The organism is Microbacterium sp. YJN-G (assembly GCF_015040615.1).
GTDB lineage: Bacteria > Actinomycetota > Actinomycetes > Actinomycetales > Microbacteriaceae > Microbacterium.
The window spans coordinates 636,881-652,910 of record NZ_CP060402.1 but is presented as its reverse complement, the minus strand read 5'-3'; the positions used below and the strand labels follow the sequence as shown (position 1 = coordinate 652,910).

Here is a 16,030-nt window from a genome sequence, read left to right as displayed (position 1 = left end):
ACGCACGCCCCTCCGGCGCCGTCCGCGCCGCCAGCAAAGGAGTCCCCATGCCGTACGCCGACCTCGTGTTCACCGGCGGCCCCGTCTTCACCTCCGACGCCGTGCGCTCGCGCGCGAGCGCCGTAGCGGTCGGCGGCGGACGCATCGTCGCCGTCGGCCGCGACGTCGACGACCTGATCGGCCCGGCCACCGAGGTGGTCGATCTCGGCGGACGGATGCTGGTGCCCGGCTTCCAGGATGCCCACGTGCACGCCCTGTGGGGCGGGCTCGACATCCTGCGCTGCGACCTGTCGGTGTGCTCGACGCAACCGGAATACCTCGAGACCATCGCCGCCTACGCCGCGGCGCACCCCGACGACGAGTGGGTGCTCGGCGGCGGGTGGGCGATGTCGGCGTTCCCGGGCGGGACGCCCACAGCATCCGCCCTCGACACCGTCGTGCCCGACCGGCCGGCGTTCCTGCCCAACCGCGACGGGCACGGCGCGTGGGTCAACTCGGCGGCGCTGCGCCTGGCCGGCATCGACCGGCACACCCCCGACCCCGCCGACGGGCGCATCGAGCGCGACGCGGCCGGCGACCCCACCGGCACCCTGCACGAGGGGGCGATGACGCTGGTGAACCGGCTGCTGCCGGTCGAGCCGCCCGAGCGCCTGGTCGACGCGCTGCTCGAGGGGCAGCGCTACCTGCACTCGTTCGGCGTCACCGCCTGGCAGGATGCCATCGTCGGCGCATACGGCGACGCCGGCGACCCGGGCCCCGCCTACGTCACCGCCGCGAATGACGGGCGGCTGACCGCCCGCGTCGTCGGCGCCATCTGGTGGGATCGTGCGGCGGGCCTCGAGCAGATCCCGTCGCTGCTCGAGCGCCGCGAGCGCTACCGGGCCGGCCGGTTCGCGGCGACGAGCGTGAAGGTCATGCAGGACGGCGTGGCCGAGAACTTCACCGCCGCCATGCTCGAGCCGTACTGCGACGGGCACGGGCACCCCACCGACAACTCGGGCATCTCGTTCGTCGACCCCGAGATCCTGAACGAAGCGGTGCCGCAGCTCGATGAACTCGGCTTCCAGGTGCACTTCCACGCGATCGGCGACCGCGCCGTGCGGCAGTGCCTCGACGCGGTCGACCACGCCGTGCGGCGCAACGGCCGCAGCGACAACCGGCACCACATCGCGCACCTGCAGGTGGTGCACCCCGAAGACGTCCCGCGGTTCCGCGAACTCGGCGTCGCCGCCAACATGCAGTCGCTGTGGGCCTCGCTCGAACCGCAGATGGTCGAGCTGACCCTGCCGTTCCTCGGTGAGCGCCGCGCGGGCTGGCAGTACCCGTTCGGCGATCTGCAGCGTTCGGGCGCCGTGCTGGCCGCCGGCAGCGACTGGTCGGTGTCGAGCCCCGACCCGCTGGCGGCGATCCACACCGCCGTGAACCGGCGCGACGTCGGGGATGCCGAGCAGGAGCGCTTCCTGCCCGAGCAGGCCATCGACCTGGCGACCTCACTGACCGCCTACACCGCGGGCTCGGCCTGGGTGAACCACCTCGACCGCGATACCGGGACGATCGAGGTCGGCAAGTACGCCGACCTCGTGGTGCTCGACCGCGACCCCTTCGACGGGCCGATCGACGAGATCGGCTCGACGCGGGTGCTGCAGACCTTCGTCGAGGGCGAGCGGGTGTACGCGGCGTCGTGACGAGTGGTCGGTCGCGGCCCGGCGCCGCCGGCGTCGGTACCGGCGGCGGCGCGCGCGGCCGGCGCCGCGGCCGGCACCCGCTCTGCATCGTCGCCGCCGCCGCCCGACAGTCCGTCCGGCCGCACCCCCAGAACGCGACACCGCGCCCCTGCGGCCGCTCGCACCCATCCGCGAGGATGAGAACGACCCCCTCTGATCGGAGCTGATACACCGTGGCATCCACCGTCTTCGAGCGGAACCGCCCCGCCGAGTCCGTCGTCGAGCACGCCCTGCAGGGCACAGCGCACTCCGTGTTCTGGCGAGACGACCTGCCCGCCGCACTCACCCCCGACCGCCCGCCGCTACGCGGCGCGCACGACGCCGACCTGGTCGTCGTCGGCGGCGGATACAGCGGGCTGTGGACGGCGCTGCTCGCCACCGAGCGGATGCCAGGAGCACGCATCGCGGTGGTCGAGGCGCAGCGGGTGGGCTGGGCGGCGTCGGGCCGCAACGGCGGATTCTGCGAGGCGAGCCTCACCCACGGGCATCAGAACGGCATGTCGCGCTGGCCAGACGAGATGCCGCTGCTCGAGCGGCTCGGGCACGAGAACCTGGATGCCATCGAAGCGGCCGGCGCGAAGTACGGCATGGACTTCCAGTTCGAGCGCACCGGGGTGCTCTCCCCCGCCCTCGAGCAGCACGAGCTGCCCTGGCTGCACGAGATGCGCGACGAGGCGATCGCCGACGGCGACGAACACATCGTCTTCCTCGACCAGGACGCCGCGCGCGCCCAGGTCAACTCGCCCACCTACCTCGGCGCCATCTGGGACAAGAAGGAGGGGATGCTGCATCCCGCCCGCTTCGCCGCAGAACTCGCCCGCGTCGCCGAGGAGCGCGGCGTGGTGATCTTCGAGCGCTCCCGGGTGTCTGGACTCGACACCTCAGCGGACGGGGTGGAGGTGATCACCGACGGCGGGCGCGTGCGCGCGCGTCAGGCGGTGCTCGCCACGAACGTGTTCCCGTCGCTGCTCAAGCGCAACCGGCTGATGACGGTGCCGGTGTACGACTACGTGCTGATGACCGAGCCGCTCTCGGACGCCCAGATGGCCGAGATCGGCTGGCAGGGCAGGCAGGGCATCGGCGACATGGCGAACCAGTTCCACTACTACCGGCTCACCAAGGACAACCGCATCCTGTTCGGCGGCTACGACGCGATCTACCACTACGGGCGCAAGGTGCGCGCCGAGTACGAGAACCGGCCGCAGAGCTGGCGTCGCCTGGCCGAGCACTTCTTCACCACCTTCCCGCAGCTGGAGGGGCTGCGGTTCACGCACCAGTGGGCCGGGGCGATCGACACCAGCACGCAGTTCACCGCGTTCTTCGGCACCGCGCGGCGCGGACGCGTCGCGTACGCGGCCGGGTTCACCGGGCTGGGTGTCGCCTCGACCCGCTTCGCCGCCGAGGTCATGCTCGACCTGCTCGGCGGCGTCGAGAACGAGCGCACCGGGCTGCGGATGGTCCGGCGCCGGCCGCTGCCGTTCCCGCCAGAGCCTGCGGCCGCGATCGGCATCAATGCCACCCGCCGGTCGCTCGACAAGGCCGATCACAACGAGGGCCGCCGCGATCTGCTGCTGCGCACGCTGGACGCGCTGGGCCTGGGGTTCGACTCATGACCCGCCTGGATGCGACCCGCCTGGATGCCGGGAGCGCCGTGCCCGTGGCATCCCTCGCCCTGCCCTCTGCGCCGATCGACGCCGACCAGGTGCGGGAGGGCGCTCCGCGGGCCGGGCACGTCGTGCTCGACGAACTCGGCGGACGCTCGATCGGGGTGTGGGAGCACACGCCGGGCGTCTCGACCGACGTCGAGGCCGACGAGGTGTTCGTCGTGGTGGCGGGTGCGGCGACGCTCGAGTTCGAGCATCCCCCGCTGCCGCCGGTCGAGCTGCGCCCGGGCATGATCGTGCGCCTGGATGCCGGAATGCGGACGGTCTGGACGATCCACGAGACCCTCCGCAAGGTCTACGTGGCCTGACCCCCGCTCTCCCCCGCCCCCTTCTTGCGTCCGTTCTCCACCCGTCGACGGTGGTGGTGCGTGGGGTCAGGAGCGGGAGTGTATGAGGGCGGCGCGGGCGGCGGACTCGACGATGGTGCGGGCGCCCTCTTCGAACAGGTCGTCGTCGACGAGCCCGAGGATCTGCTCGCGCCAGCGTCCGACCAGCGGCTGCGCGACTCCGGCGTGCAGGGGTGCGTCCATCCACGGCACGCTCGCCTCGCGCGCGACGCCGCGCGCAGCACGCGAACGCGCGATGCCCGCCGCCCGTGCGAGGGTGAAGCTCGAGAACAGGCCGTAGTGCTGCACGAGTTCGTCATCACGCAGGCCGGCGGTGTGGAATGCCGACATCATCAGCTCCATCGCGTTCAGCTCGCCCTCGCCGTAGGTGCTGAGCACCACCGCCTCGCTGCCGATGGCCGGATACTGCACGAACACGTCGCGCACCGCCGCGGCGAACTGCATGAGGCGCTGCTGCCAGTCGTCCTCGGGGGCGGTGACCGCGTCGACGGCCTGCTGCAGCATGCTGTCGAGCAGCATCCGCACCAATTCCTCTTTGTTGCGCACGTGTCGGTACAGCGCGGTGTGGTCGACGCCGAGCAGCTTGCCGAGGTCGCGCAGCGAGACGCTCCCCCCGCCGGGCCGGGCGGCGAGCTGACGCGCGCCCTGCATCAGCGCTTCACGATCGAGGGGGGTGCGGACCTTCACGAATATCTCCTCAGCGCCGATGCGGATGCTGTGACACTACCAGCAGTCACCACCGTTGACACCAGCGTTGCACCCACCCTAGACTGCACCGCAAGCGCGACGACGCGCACACATCGACTCGACGAGGAGAAGAGATGGCAACGCAGGCTGAGATCGAAGAGCGGCTGCGGGTCCTGGAGGGTCCCGATAAGCTCGATCGCCCGTTCAGCACCCGAGACTTCCTGTCACTCGCCTGGCTGGGACTGTTCCTCCCGATCGTGCTGATCGTCATCGGATGGGGGCTGGGCGCATGAGCAGGCAGACCATCTCCGAGGCGGGTTTCGAGAGCAGCATCCCGCTCTCCCGCGCTGAGAAGAACTGGGGCGGCCTCGCCGTCTTCGGCAACACCTCGTCAGCGGCCGTGGCGACGTGGTGCTTCATCAGCGGCGGCTTCGTCGCCGCCTATCTCGGCGCGACCCAGGGCGTGATGGCCATCATCGCCGGAACGCTGATCGGCGTCTTCGTCGTGCTGCTCGCCGCCCTCCCCGCCGCCAGCCGATACGGCATCGAGGCCGTGCGCTCCACCCGTACGATCTTCGGGGTTCGCGGCTCGTACCTCACCGTCGTGCTCGCGCTGACCATCCTGATCGGCTGGAACGCCGTGCTGATGATCTCGCTCTCGGATGCATCGTCGGCAGCGCTGGCCCAGTTGGGCGTGATCGGTGAAGCGGATGCCGGAGCGTGGGCACCCGTCTTCTCGCTGCTCGGCATCGTCGCGGTGTTCCTGCTGCTGCGTCGCGGCAACCGCACGCTGCGCTGGGCGGGCCCGCTGGTCGCCGTCACCGTGCTGGCTCTGGCGATCTGGATCGGTGCGACACTGATCGCCGAGTTCGGCCTCGATCAAATCCTCTCGGCCAAGGCGCTCGCCCCGTTCGGCGACAACCACCTCGACTTCATGCTCGTCGTCGAACTCGGCGTCGCGGGTGGTCTGTCCTGGTGGCCGTACGTGGGCAGCCTCACCCGCAATGCGAAGTCGATGCGCCACGCCGCGTTCCCGTCTGTCGCCGGCCTCGGTCTGATGATGGGACTCGTGCTCGCAATCGGCATGATCGCGGCTCTCGCCGTGCCCGCCTCGGGCGGTGATCCGACCGCCTTCCTGATCGAACTGGGCGGACCGGTCTTCGGGGTGTTCGCGCTGCTGTTCCTGGTGTTCGCCAACATCGGCACCGTGATGGTCGGCGCCTACTCTGCCGCCCTCGGGCTGAAGCAGCTGCCGGCCGTCGACCGGCGCGTGCCGTGGGCGTGGGCAGTCGTGATCGTGCTGGCGCCCGTGGCGCTGGTGGCCACCGTGCTCTCGGAGCCGTTCATGGCGAACTACGGCGCGTTCATCACCCTCGCCGGCATTCTGCTCGGCCCGATCTGCGGCATGCAGATCGTCGACTACTTCCTGATCCGGCGCCAGCACCTCGACGTGCGCGGCCTGTTCAGCGACGGCGCGGGCAGCAGCTACTGGTACTTCGCAGGCTTCAACCCCGCGGGCCTGGTGTCGATCGTGATCGGAGCGGTGACCTACCTGGTGCTGCTCGACCCGTTCACGTACGTGCCCGGGCTTGAGATCGGCTTCATCTCAGCATCCATCCCCTGCGCGATCACCGCCGGAGCGAGCTACTACCTGCTCATGCGCCTGGTGCCGGGCCTGTGGACCACCCGCACCGCTGCCACCCGCTCAGCCACCACCCCGTCACCCACCGCCCCCGCGCCCACCCCCACCCCGCGCTGACCCGCGCTGACCCCGTTCCCACCTCCGTCGAGGCCCCCTCTGGGTGTCGACGCCCCCTCTGAGTGACGTCAATACGAGGGGGCGCCGACAACCAGAGGGGGCGCCGACGTGAGAGAGGGGTCAGCGGCGGGCGGCGCCGCTGCGGCGGACGAGCAGGGCCAAGTGCAGCGCGGTCTGCGTCTCGCCGTCGTCGAGGTCGAGGTCGAGCAGCTCCTCGATCAGCGCGATGCGCTGGTAGAACACCGAGCGCGACAGGTGCGAGGCCGCGGCGGCCGCGGTGCGGTTGGCCGGATGCGACAGCACGGCCCCCAGCACATCGAGCAGGTCTCCACCGCGGGCCAGGTCGTACTCGACGAGCGGAGCCAGCATCCGCTCGCCGTGTTCGAGCAGCCGATGGTCCTCACGCAGATTCGTCACCAGGCGCACCAGCGGGCGGGTGTCGGCCCGTCGCAGCTGGGCGCTGCGGCGGTCGCCGCGCAGTCCGCCGCGCGAGAGATCGATCGCCTCCTGCAGCGAGCGCAGCGCCTGATCGAGCCCGGCGGCCGGCGACCCCACCGACACCACGGCGCCCTCACCGGCCGCCGCGGTCGCGAAGGCGATCGCCGCATCGTCGGAGAACATCGCCTCGGCGGGCAGCGACAGCAGCAGCGTGGCGGCCAGTCCCCCGGCACCCGCCGGCGCAGCCCCGACGATGGCCCGGCCGCTGATCGCCCGCGCGGCAGCATCCGCCTTCGCCGCCGTCACCTCGGCGCGCGAGATCACCAGCCCGAACAGCCGGCGCCCCTGCACCGGCAAGCCCGCCGCATCCAGCCGCGCCACCGCGCCGGCGACACTCGCGAACCGTCCCGCCAGCAGCCGATCGACCAGGCGCCGACGCGCCTGACGCTCCCATTCGTCCACCGGCCCGTCGGCCAGCCGCCCCAGCGCCAGCGCGATCGCGCCCTGCTGCAGCACGCCCAGCCGCCCGGCCGGATGCTCGGGTCCGGGCAGCGCGAGCAGGTGACCCCACCGCGTGCCGCGCGCCTCGACGGGCACTACCAGCCAGCCCGACTCGGTGACGCCGTGCGCTCCCGCGGCCTGGTGCGCCGCCCGCGACCGGCGCTCCCAGTCGCCGAACAGCTCCTCTTCACGGGCCGGCGGGACCTCGGCCGCCACCACCTCGTGCGCGAGGTTCTCGAGCACGACCGGGGCACCGAGCGTGACCGACAGCTGCTGCACCACGTAGTCGGCGGGCGATCCGCGCAGGGTGAGCGCCGTGAACCGGTCGCGCACCTCGTCGCGCGCCCGCAGCGCCGCGGTCTGACGGTCGATGATCAGCCGGTGCACGACCTCGGTGATCGTGACGTACTTCACCTCGTGGTGCAGGGCCACCAGCACCAGCCCGTGCTCCTGAGCCGCCTCGGCGATGACCGCGGGCACCCAGCGGTAGTGCGTGCCCAGTTCGAGCACGAGACCGGCGATGCCGACTTCGATCAGGCCGGCGATGAAGGCGCGCAGCGCATCGGGATCCTGCGGCCACCCCGACCCCGTCGACAGCAGCAGCTCACCGCCGTTGAGCAGCCGGGCGACGCCCGCACTGTCGGACACATGCACCCAGCGCACCCGCCCGTCCAGGGCGTCCGCGCCGCTGAGCACCTCGGGCACGCCCTCGACGACCGCATCCAGCCGCAGCACCTCGCGCACCGTCGGCAGGGCGAGGTGCACATCGGCATGCTCGCTCGCGGCACCCGGCGCCGCTCCCGCGTCCGGCGCCGCTCCCGCACCCGGCTCCGCTCCAGCCTCCGGCACCGCTCCAGCCCTCGACTTCGCACCCCGCGCATCGTCGCGCGCGGACACAGCACCGCTCATCGGCATCCTCTCGATCCTGGATGCCTCATCCTAGCCGGACAGTGCGTCCGATCCGGTCGCAACTTCGCGACGGTCAGCCCCTTCGGTCGCTCGTTGAGCCCTGCAAAACTGGGGAACACTCCAACCTGGCGGCCCCGGTCGATCTGTCCGATCGACGGCAGTGTCGCACTCGCCGAAAGGACGCCCATGACTACTGTGCAGGCTGTGCAGACCGAGCAGACCGAGTCCGCCGACTCGGCGGCCGAACCCCGCACCCTGATCGGACACTGGATCGACGGCGCACTGCACGCCGCACCGGGCGGACGGACGGCACCGGTGTTCAACCCGGCCACCGGCCGGGTCACCGCCGACGTCGCCCTCGCCGACGAGGATGACATCGCCGCCGCCCTCGCGTCCGCGCAGCGTGGCTTCGACACCTGGAGCCGATACTCGATCGCCAAGCGCCAGCAGGTGATGTTCGCCTTCCGCGAGCTGCTCAACAGCCGCCGTCGCGAGCTGGCCGAGATCATCACCGCCGAGCACGGCAAGGTGCTCTCGGATGCGATGGGCGAGATCGCCCGCGGTCTCGAGGTCGTCGACCTCGCCTGCGGCTTCCCCGCGCTGCTGAAGGGCGGCTTCAGCGAGAACGTCTCCACCGACATCGACGTCTACACGGTGCGTCAGCCGCTGGGCGTCACGGCGATCATCTCGCCGTTCAACTTCCCGGCGATGGTGCCGCTGTGGTTCTTCCCCATCGCCCTCGCCGCAGGCAACGCCGTGGTGCTCAAGCCCAGCGAGAAGGACCCGTCTGCGGCGCTGTGGCTGGCCCGGCTCTGGCAGGAGGCCGGCCTTCCCGACGGCGCGTTCACGGTGTTGCAGGGCGACAAGGCTGCCGTCGACGGACTGCTGCAGTCGGATGCCGTGCAGTCGGTCTCGTTCGTCGGATCGACCCCCATCGCCCAGTACATCTACGAAGAGGCATCGCGCACCGGCAAGCGCGTGCAGGCACTCGGCGGCGCGAAGAACCACATGCTGGTGCTGCCCGACGCCGACCTCGACCTCGTCGCCGACCAGGCCATCAACGCCGGCTACGGCGCGGCCGGCGAGCGCTGCATGGCCGTGTCGGTCGTGCTCGCCGTCGACGGCATCGCCGATGCCCTGTCGGTCAAGATCCAGGAGCGCATCGCCCGACTGCGGGTCGGCAACGGCGCCGGGGGTGATGAGGGCGAGCCCGACATGGGCCCGCTGATCTCCGCCGCGCATCGCGACAAGGTCTCGGGCTACGTCGACATCGCCGAGGCCGACGGCGCCGAGATCGTCGTCGACGGGCGCGACTGCGCGGTCGACGGCCACGAGGACGGCTTCTGGTTCGGGCCGACGCTGATCGACCGCATCCCGACCGACTCGCGCGCCTACACCGAGGAGATCTTCGGGCCGGTGCTCTCGATCGTGCGGGTGGGCACCTTCCAGGAGGGGCTCGACCTGATCAACTCCGGTCGCTTCGGCAACGGCACCGCGATCTTCACCAACGACGGCGGCGCCGCCCGCCGATTCCAGTCGGAGGTGCAGGTGGGCATGATCGGCATCAACGTGCCGATCCCGGTGCCCGTCGCGTACCACTCGTTCGGCGGGTGGAAGAGCTCGCTGTTCGGCGATGCGAAGGCCTACGGCACGCACGGCTTCGACTTCTTCACCCGCGAGAAGGCGATCACCGCGCGCTGGCTCGACCCCGCCTCGCACGGCGGCATCAACCTCGGATTCCCGCAGAACGATTGAGATCATCATGACCGACACGCTCACCTCCACCGCCGTCGATCTCTCCGCCGACGCCGCCGTGCGCGCCGACGACCGCGGGCACGTCTTCCACTCCTGGAGCGCGCAGGCGCTCATCGACCCGCTGCCGATCGCCGGCGGCGAGGGCGCGACGTTCTGGGACTATGCCGGCAACAGCTACCTCGACTTCTCGAGTCAGCTGGTGAATCTGAACCTCGGGCACCAGCATCCCGACCTCGTCGAGGCGATCCAGCGGCAGGCCGGGCGCCTGGCGACCATCCAGCCGGCGATGGCCAACGATGTGCGCGGCGAACTCGCCCGGCGCATCAGCGAGGTCTCCCCCGACGGCTTCTCGAAGGTGTTCTTCACCAACGGCGGCGCGGATGCCAACGAGAACGCCGTGCGCATGGCACGCGCCTACACCGGCCGCCGCAAGGTGCTGTCGATGTACCGCAGCTACCACGGCAGCACCTCGACCGCCATCACCCTGACCGGCGACCCGCGGCGCTGGGCGAACGAGCCCGGAGACGGCTCGGTGGCGCACTTCTTCGGCCCCTACCCGTACCGCTCGCCGTTCCACTCCACCTCTCCCGAGCAGGAGACCGCCCGCGCGCTCGAGCATCTCGAGCAGACGATCGTGCTCGAGGGTGCGTCGACGATCGCCGCGATCATCATCGAGTCGATCGTGGGCACCAACGGCGTGCTCGTCCCGCCGTCCGGTTACCTCGCCGGGGTGCGCGAGCTGTGCGACCGGTACGGCATCGTGTACATCGCCGACGAGGTGATGGTCGGCTTCGGCCGGGTCGGCGAGTGGTTCGCCTTCCAGGCGTTCGACGTCGTGCCCGACCTGATCACCTTCGCCAAGGGCGTGAACTCCGGCTACGTGCCCCTGGGCGGCGTGGTCATCTCCGACCGCATCGCCGCGCACTTCGACACCGTGCCCTTCCCGGGCGGGCTCACCTATTCGGGGCACCCGCTGGCGTGCGCCGCGGGCGTGGCGACCTTCGAGGTGTTCGAGCGCGACGGCATCCTCGAGCGCGTCCGCGACCTCGGCACCCGCGTGGTCGAGCCGCGGCTGCGTGAGATCGCCCGCCGCCACCGGTCGGTGGGCGAGGTGCGTGGCATGGGGCTGTTCTGGGCGATCGAGCTGGTGCGCGACCGCACCACCCGCGAGCCGCTCGTGCCGTTCAACGCCTCGGGCGCCGCAGCGGCACCCGTCGCCGCCGTCGCCGCGGCGTGCAAGAAGGCCGGCGTCTGGCCGTTCACACACTTCAACCGCCTGCACGTTGCCCCTCCCCTGGTGATCTCCGAGGAAGAGCTGGTGCGTGGGCTGGATGCCATCGACAACGCCCTGCACGTGGCCGACGAGCACGCATCATGACGGCCGTGCTGCAGAACATCATCGACGGCCGGCCCACGGCATCCGACGGTGAGCTGCTCGACCTCATCGACCCGTCGACCGGCGAGGTCTACGGGCAGGCGCCGATCTCGACGGCCGCCGAGGTCGATGCCGCGTTCGCCGCGGCATCCCGCGCGTTCCCGGCCTGGCGCGACGCGACCCCGGCGCAGCGCCAGCTGGCGCTGTTCCGCCTCGCCGATGCGCTGGCCGAGCACGCCGAGGAGTTCGCCGATCTCGAATCGCGTGACACCGGCAAGCCACGCGCGACGCTGGTCTCCGACGAGATCGAGCAGTCCGTCGACCAGCTGCGGTTCTTCGCGGGGGCCGCGCGCGAGCTGAACGGCCGTGCGGCGGCGGAGTACGCCGAGGGCTTCACCTCGTACGTGCGCCGCGAGCCGATCGGCGTCGTCGCGCAGGTGACGCCATGGAACTATCCGCTGAACATGGCGATCTGGAAGATCGGCCCGGCGCTGGCCGCGGGCAACACGATCGTGCTCAAGCCCAGCGAGACCACCCCGTCGACGACGGTGCGGCTCGCAGAGCTGGCCGCCGGGATCCTGCCGGCGGGCGTGTTCAACGTGGTGCTCGGCGACCGCACCACCGGCGCTCTTCTGACCGAGCATCCGGTGCCCCAGCTGGTGGCGATCACCGGCTCGGTGCGCGCGGGCCAGGCGGTGGCCGAGTCGGCGTCGAAGCAGCTCAAGCGCGTGCATCTCGAACTCGGCGGCAAGGCGCCGGCGGTGATCTTCGCGGATGCCGACCTGCAGCGTGCCGCACGCGGCATCGCCGAGGCGGCGTTCTTCAACGCCGGGCAGGACTGCACCGCGGCGACCCGGGTGCTCGTGCACTCCTCGGTGCACGACGAGTTCGTGCGCACCCTCGTCGCGCACGTCGAGGCCGAGATCCGCACCGGCGCGCCCGACTCGGGCGCGTTCTACGGCCCGCTGAACAACCCCGCCCAGCTCGAGCGCGTGGCGGGGTTCGTCGAACGACTGCCGGAACACGCGCGGGTCGAGACCGGCGGACGGCGCCAGGGCGAGACCGGATGCTTCTTCGAGCCGACCGTCGTGACGGGCGTCCGCCAGGACGATGAGGTCGTGCAGAACGAGGTGTTCGGCCCGGTGCTCACGGTGCAGCCGTTCGAGACGGAGAACGAGGCGGTGGAGCTCGCCAACGGGGTGCCGTACGCACTGGCCGCCTCGACCTGGACGACCGAGCACGCCACCGCGATGCGGATGACCCGTGCGCTGGACTTCGGGTGCGTCTGGGTGAACGCGCACATCCCCTTCGTGTCGGACATGCCGCACGGCGGGTTCAAGCAGTCCGGGTACGGCAAGGATCTGTCGGTCTACGGGTTCGAGGACTACACGCGCCTCAAGCATGTGATGTCGAGCCTGGAGTAGGCCCGGCTCGATCGACGCAGAAGACCGCCGCGACCACGAGGCGCGGCGGTCTTGTGCTGTGTCGGCGGTGTCCTGGGGTTCAGTGCCCGGAGACGAGGTCGGCGAGCCGGGCGATCGGCGACGTCGTCGCCCGCCCACCCGCTTCCTGCCGGTCGGCGAGACCGTAGGCGGTGTAGATCGCCTTGACCGCGAGCCAGCGCAGCGGCTCGATCTCCCAGCGCCGCACCCGGTGGCCCACCCACGGCAGGTGCACGAGGTCGGTGTCGCGGCCGAGTACGAGATCGGCGAGGGTGCGGCCGGCGAGGTTGGTGGCGGTCACGCCGGTGCCGACGTAGCCGCCCGCCCAGCCGAGGCCGGTCGCGCGATCGTGACCGACGGATGCCGCCCAGTCGCGCGGCACCCCGAGCACACCCGACCACGCATGCGCGATCGGGGCGCCGGAGGATGCCGGGAAGGCCCGGTGCAGCAGTTCGGTGAGCGCGGCGACCGTGCGCTCCTGGGTGCGGCCGTCGGTGTCGACGTGCGAGCCGTAGCTGTAGGGCACCCCGCGTCCGCCGAAGGCGATGCGGCCGTCGGCGGTGCGTTGCGCGTAGGTGTACACGTGCGCCATGTCGCCGAGGGTGTCGGCGTGCGTCCAGCCGATCTCGTCCCAGGCGTGCGCGGGCAGCGGATCGGTGACGATCAGCGAGGAGTTCATCGGCAGCCAGGTGCGGTGCTCGCCGCGCAGGTTCGCCGTGAACCCCTCGGTCGCCCGCAGCACGTGCGCCGCACGCACGACGCCCCGGTCGGTCTCGACCCTGCCCTGCTCGATCGACAGCGCCCGGGTGTTCTCGTAGATGGTCGCGCCGGCCCGCTCGACAGCCTCAGCGAGGCCGCGCACGAGCTTGGCGGGGTGCACGCGCGCGCAGTGCGGATGCCATACGGCACCCAGCGGATTCGCGACGCCGACCCGTTCCCGGGTCTCGTCCGGCGACAACTCGGTGAGGTCGGCGCCCGGCCAGTCGGCCTCGGCCGCCGCGAACCGGCGCATCCGCCCGAGCTGGGCGGGCGTGTAGGCGACGTTCAGCTCGCCGCCCTTGGCGATGTCGGCGTCGATGCCCTCGGCATCCGCCACCCGGATCACCTCGTCGACCGCGTCGTTCAGCGCCGCCTGCTGCCGGATGCCGCCGTCGCGGCCGTACCGTTCGCGGCCGCCGGTGACGGTGTTGGTCAGCCAGCCGCCGTTGCGACCGGATGCCCCGAAGCCGGCAAACCGCGCCTCGATCACCGCGACGCGCACCGACGGGTCATGCTTTCGCAGGTAGTACGCGGCCCACAGGCCGGTGTATCCGGCGCCGACGATGGCGACATCGACGTCGATGTCGCCCGGCAGGGCCGGGCGGGCCGCCGGCCTGCCGATCTGCTGCCACCAGAAGGACACCTCGCCGTTGAGCATCCACCACTCCTTCTTCGGATTTCGTTGTCTGTAACAATCTTAGGTGCGGAATCCTTCTTGCAGGAAGACTTGAACCGCTGATATCGTCACAAACAGGAGGTGCAGTGATGCCCGGAACCAACCGCACGGCGATCGCTCTCGACGACACGTCGAAGGCGATCATCGAGCAGCTGCAGGCCGACGGCCGCCGCTCCTATGCCGACATCGGCCGCTCGGTCGGGCTCAGCGAGGCCGCGACCCGGCAGCGCGTGCAGCGTCTCGTCGACAGCGGCGTGATGCAGATCGTCGCGGTCACCGACCCGATGCAGCTCGGCTTCGCCCGCCAGGCCATGATCGGCATCAAGGTCACCGGCGACGTCAGCGTCGTCGCCGACGCCCTGGCAGAACTTCCCAGCGTCAGCTACGTCGTCATGACGGCCGGCTCCTTCGACCTGCTCGCCGAAGTGGTCTGTACCAGTGACGACGAGCTGATCGGCATCCTCAACCGCGACATCCGCGGCCTCGACGGCGTCGTCTCGACCGAGACGTTCGTCTATCTCAAACTCCACAAACAGCTCTACGACTGGGGGACACGATGAACTCCGCACCCGCCACCACGGCCGCGATCCGCAGCGACGCCGATCTGCAGCAGATGGCACGCGACCACCTCTGGATGCACTTCGCCAGGCAGTCCGTGATGACCGAGGGCCCCGGCGTGCCCATCATCGTCAAGGGCGAGGGCCACCACATCTGGGACTCGCAGGGCCGCCGGTACATCGACGGACTCTCGGGCCTGTTCGTCGTCAACGCCGGGCACGGCCGGCGCCGTCTCGCCGAGGCCGCGGCGCGCCAGTCCGAGCAGCTCGCGTTCTTCCCCATCTGGTCGTACGCGCACCCGGCCGCGATCGAGCTGGCCGACCGGCTCGCCGACCTCGCCCCGGGCGACCTGAACCACGTCTTCTTCTCCACCGGCGGCGGCGAGGCGGTCGAGACCGCGTTCAAGCTCGCCAAGCACTACTGGAAGATGCAGGGCAGGCCCACCAAGCACAAGGTGATCTCGCGGTTCATCGCCTATCACGGCACCACCCAGGGCGCTCTGGCGATCACCGGTCTGCCCGACATGAAGGCGATGTTCGAGCCGGTCACCCCCGGTGGCTTCCGCGTACCGAACACCAACTACTACCGTGCCGATGAGATGGGCTTCCCCGGCGGCAGCGCCGAGGAGTTCGGCCTGTGGGCGGCGAACCGCATCGAGGAGATGATCCAGTTCGAGGGCCCCGAGACGGTCGCGGCGGTGTTCCTCGAGCCGGTGCAGAACTCGGGTGGATGCTTCCCGCCGCCTCCCGGATACTTCAAGCGCGTCCGCGAGATCTGCGACAAGTACGACGTGCTGCTCGTCTCTGACGAGGTGATCTGCGCGTTCGGGCGCATCGGCGAGTACTTCGCCTGCGAGGCATATGGCTACCAGCCCGACATGATCACCTTCGCCAAGGCCGCGACCAGCGGGTACGCGCCGCTGGGCGGCACGATCGTCAGCGACCGGATCTACGAGCCGTTCGCGCACGGGCAGGAGTCGTTCCCGCACGGGTACACCTTCGGCGGGCATCCTGTCGCGGCGGCCGTGGCGCTCGAGAACCTCGACATCTACGAGGAGGAGGGGCTGCTGCAGAACGTGCGCGAGAACTCCCCCGCGTTCCGCTCGACGCTCGAGAAGCTCACCGACCTGCCGATCGTCGGCGACGTGCGCGGCGACGGGTACTTCTTCGGCATCGAGCTGGTCAAGGACAAGACCACGAAGGAGACCTTCGACGGCGACGAGTCCGAGCGGCTGCTGCGCGGGTTCCTCTCCAAGGCGCTGTTCGACGCGGGCCTGTACTGCCGCGCCGACGACCGGGGAGACCCCGTCATCCAGCTCGCGCCGCCACTGACGATCGGGCAGCGCGAGTTCGACGAGATCGAGCAGATCCTGCGCGGCGTGCTCACCGAGGCGTGGACGCGGCTCTGACACACTGACCGCTTCTCGGTTCGCGGGT

13 protein-coding genes are annotated in these 16,030 nt (G+C 70.8%); 10 read left to right on the top strand and 3 right to left on the bottom strand.

Annotated elements, in window-relative coordinates; genetic code table 11:
• The first annotated feature begins 47 nt into the window (after window positions 1-47).
• From H7694_RS03075 to H7694_RS03065, 3 genes are all read left to right on the top strand, one after another.
• Window positions 48-1,685: an amidohydrolase gene (locus H7694_RS03075; protein ID WP_193598085.1), complete on the top strand. Its 1,638-nt coding sequence runs from the start codon at window positions 48-50 to the stop codon at window positions 1,683-1,685.
• Between the two features lie 212 nt (window positions 1,686-1,897).
• Complete coding sequence (locus H7694_RS03070) at window positions 1,898-3,337, top strand: NAD(P)/FAD-dependent oxidoreductase (protein WP_193598084.1); 1,440 nt, start codon at window positions 1,898-1,900, stop codon at window positions 3,335-3,337.
• Window positions 3,334-3,696, top strand: a complete 363-nt coding sequence (locus H7694_RS03065; protein ID WP_193598083.1) for a cupin domain-containing protein — start codon at window positions 3,334-3,336, stop codon at window positions 3,694-3,696. Before H7694_RS03070 ends, H7694_RS03065 begins: the two co-directional genes overlap by 4 nt.
• Before the next feature lie 66 nt (window positions 3,697-3,762).
• On the opposite strand, the gene H7694_RS03060 is transcribed toward H7694_RS03065, so the two are convergent.
• On the bottom strand, window positions 3,763-4,422 hold the full coding sequence (locus H7694_RS03060; protein ID WP_193598082.1) for a TetR/AcrR family transcriptional regulator: 660 nt from the start codon (window positions 4,420-4,422) through the stop codon (window positions 3,763-3,765).
• Between the two features lie 134 nt (window positions 4,423-4,556).
• On the opposite strand from H7694_RS03060, the gene H7694_RS03055 reads away from it, so the two are divergent.
• A complete protein-coding gene (locus tag H7694_RS03055; RefSeq protein ID WP_193598081.1) occupies window positions 4,557-4,715 on the top strand; it encodes a hypothetical protein in 159 nt (52 codons plus the stop codon).
• Entirely contained in the window at window positions 4,712-6,181 is a 1,470-nt protein-coding gene (locus H7694_RS03050; RefSeq protein ID WP_193598080.1) for a purine-cytosine permease family protein, read from the top strand. The genes H7694_RS03055 and H7694_RS03050 overlap by 4 nt, the downstream gene beginning before the upstream one ends.
• A 120-nt stretch (window positions 6,182-6,301) precedes the next feature.
• Here H7694_RS03050 and H7694_RS03045 read toward each other — a convergent pair whose 3' ends face one another.
• A complete protein-coding gene (locus H7694_RS03045; protein WP_227468258.1) occupies window positions 6,302-8,029 on the bottom strand; it encodes a PucR family transcriptional regulator in 1,728 nt (575 codons plus the stop codon).
• A gap of 186 nt (window positions 8,030-8,215) precedes the next feature.
• Here H7694_RS03045 and H7694_RS03040 point away from each other — a divergent pair, with 186 nt between their 5' ends.
• Genes H7694_RS03040 through H7694_RS03030 form a run of 3 tightly spaced genes read left to right on the top strand, consistent with a single transcriptional unit; the run spans window position 8,216 to window position 12,583 of the window.
• Window positions 8,216-9,784: a CoA-acylating methylmalonate-semialdehyde dehydrogenase gene (locus H7694_RS03040; protein WP_193598079.1), complete on the top strand. Its 1,569-nt coding sequence runs from the start codon at window positions 8,216-8,218 to the stop codon at window positions 9,782-9,784.
• Between the two features lie 7 nt (window positions 9,785-9,791).
• A complete protein-coding gene (locus H7694_RS03035; RefSeq protein WP_193598078.1) occupies window positions 9,792-11,162 on the top strand; it encodes an aspartate aminotransferase family protein in 1,371 nt (456 codons plus the stop codon).
• On the top strand, window positions 11,159-12,583 hold the full coding sequence (locus H7694_RS03030) for a gamma-aminobutyraldehyde dehydrogenase (RefSeq protein WP_193598077.1): 1,425 nt from the start codon (window positions 11,159-11,161) through the stop codon (window positions 12,581-12,583). Before H7694_RS03035 ends, H7694_RS03030 begins: the two co-directional genes overlap by 4 nt.
• A gap of 79 nt (window positions 12,584-12,662) precedes the next feature.
• Here the strand turns inward: H7694_RS03030 and H7694_RS03025 are convergent, their stop codons facing one another.
• Window positions 12,663-14,018, bottom strand: coding sequence for an NAD(P)/FAD-dependent oxidoreductase (locus tag H7694_RS03025; RefSeq protein ID WP_193598076.1), 1,356 nt, complete (start codon window positions 14,016-14,018; stop codon window positions 12,663-12,665).
• A 107-nt stretch (window positions 14,019-14,125) separates the two neighbouring features.
• Between H7694_RS03025 and H7694_RS03020 the strand changes: the two genes are divergently transcribed.
• Both H7694_RS03020 and H7694_RS03015 read left to right on the top strand, forming a co-directional pair.
• Complete coding sequence (locus H7694_RS03020) at window positions 14,126-14,596, top strand: Lrp/AsnC family transcriptional regulator (RefSeq protein WP_193598075.1); 471 nt, start codon at window positions 14,126-14,128, stop codon at window positions 14,594-14,596.
• A complete protein-coding gene (locus H7694_RS03015; protein ID WP_193598074.1) occupies window positions 14,593-16,002 on the top strand; it encodes an aspartate aminotransferase family protein in 1,410 nt (469 codons plus the stop codon). Before H7694_RS03020 ends, H7694_RS03015 begins: the two co-directional genes overlap by 4 nt.
• Window positions 16,003-16,030: the final 28 nt, after the last annotated feature.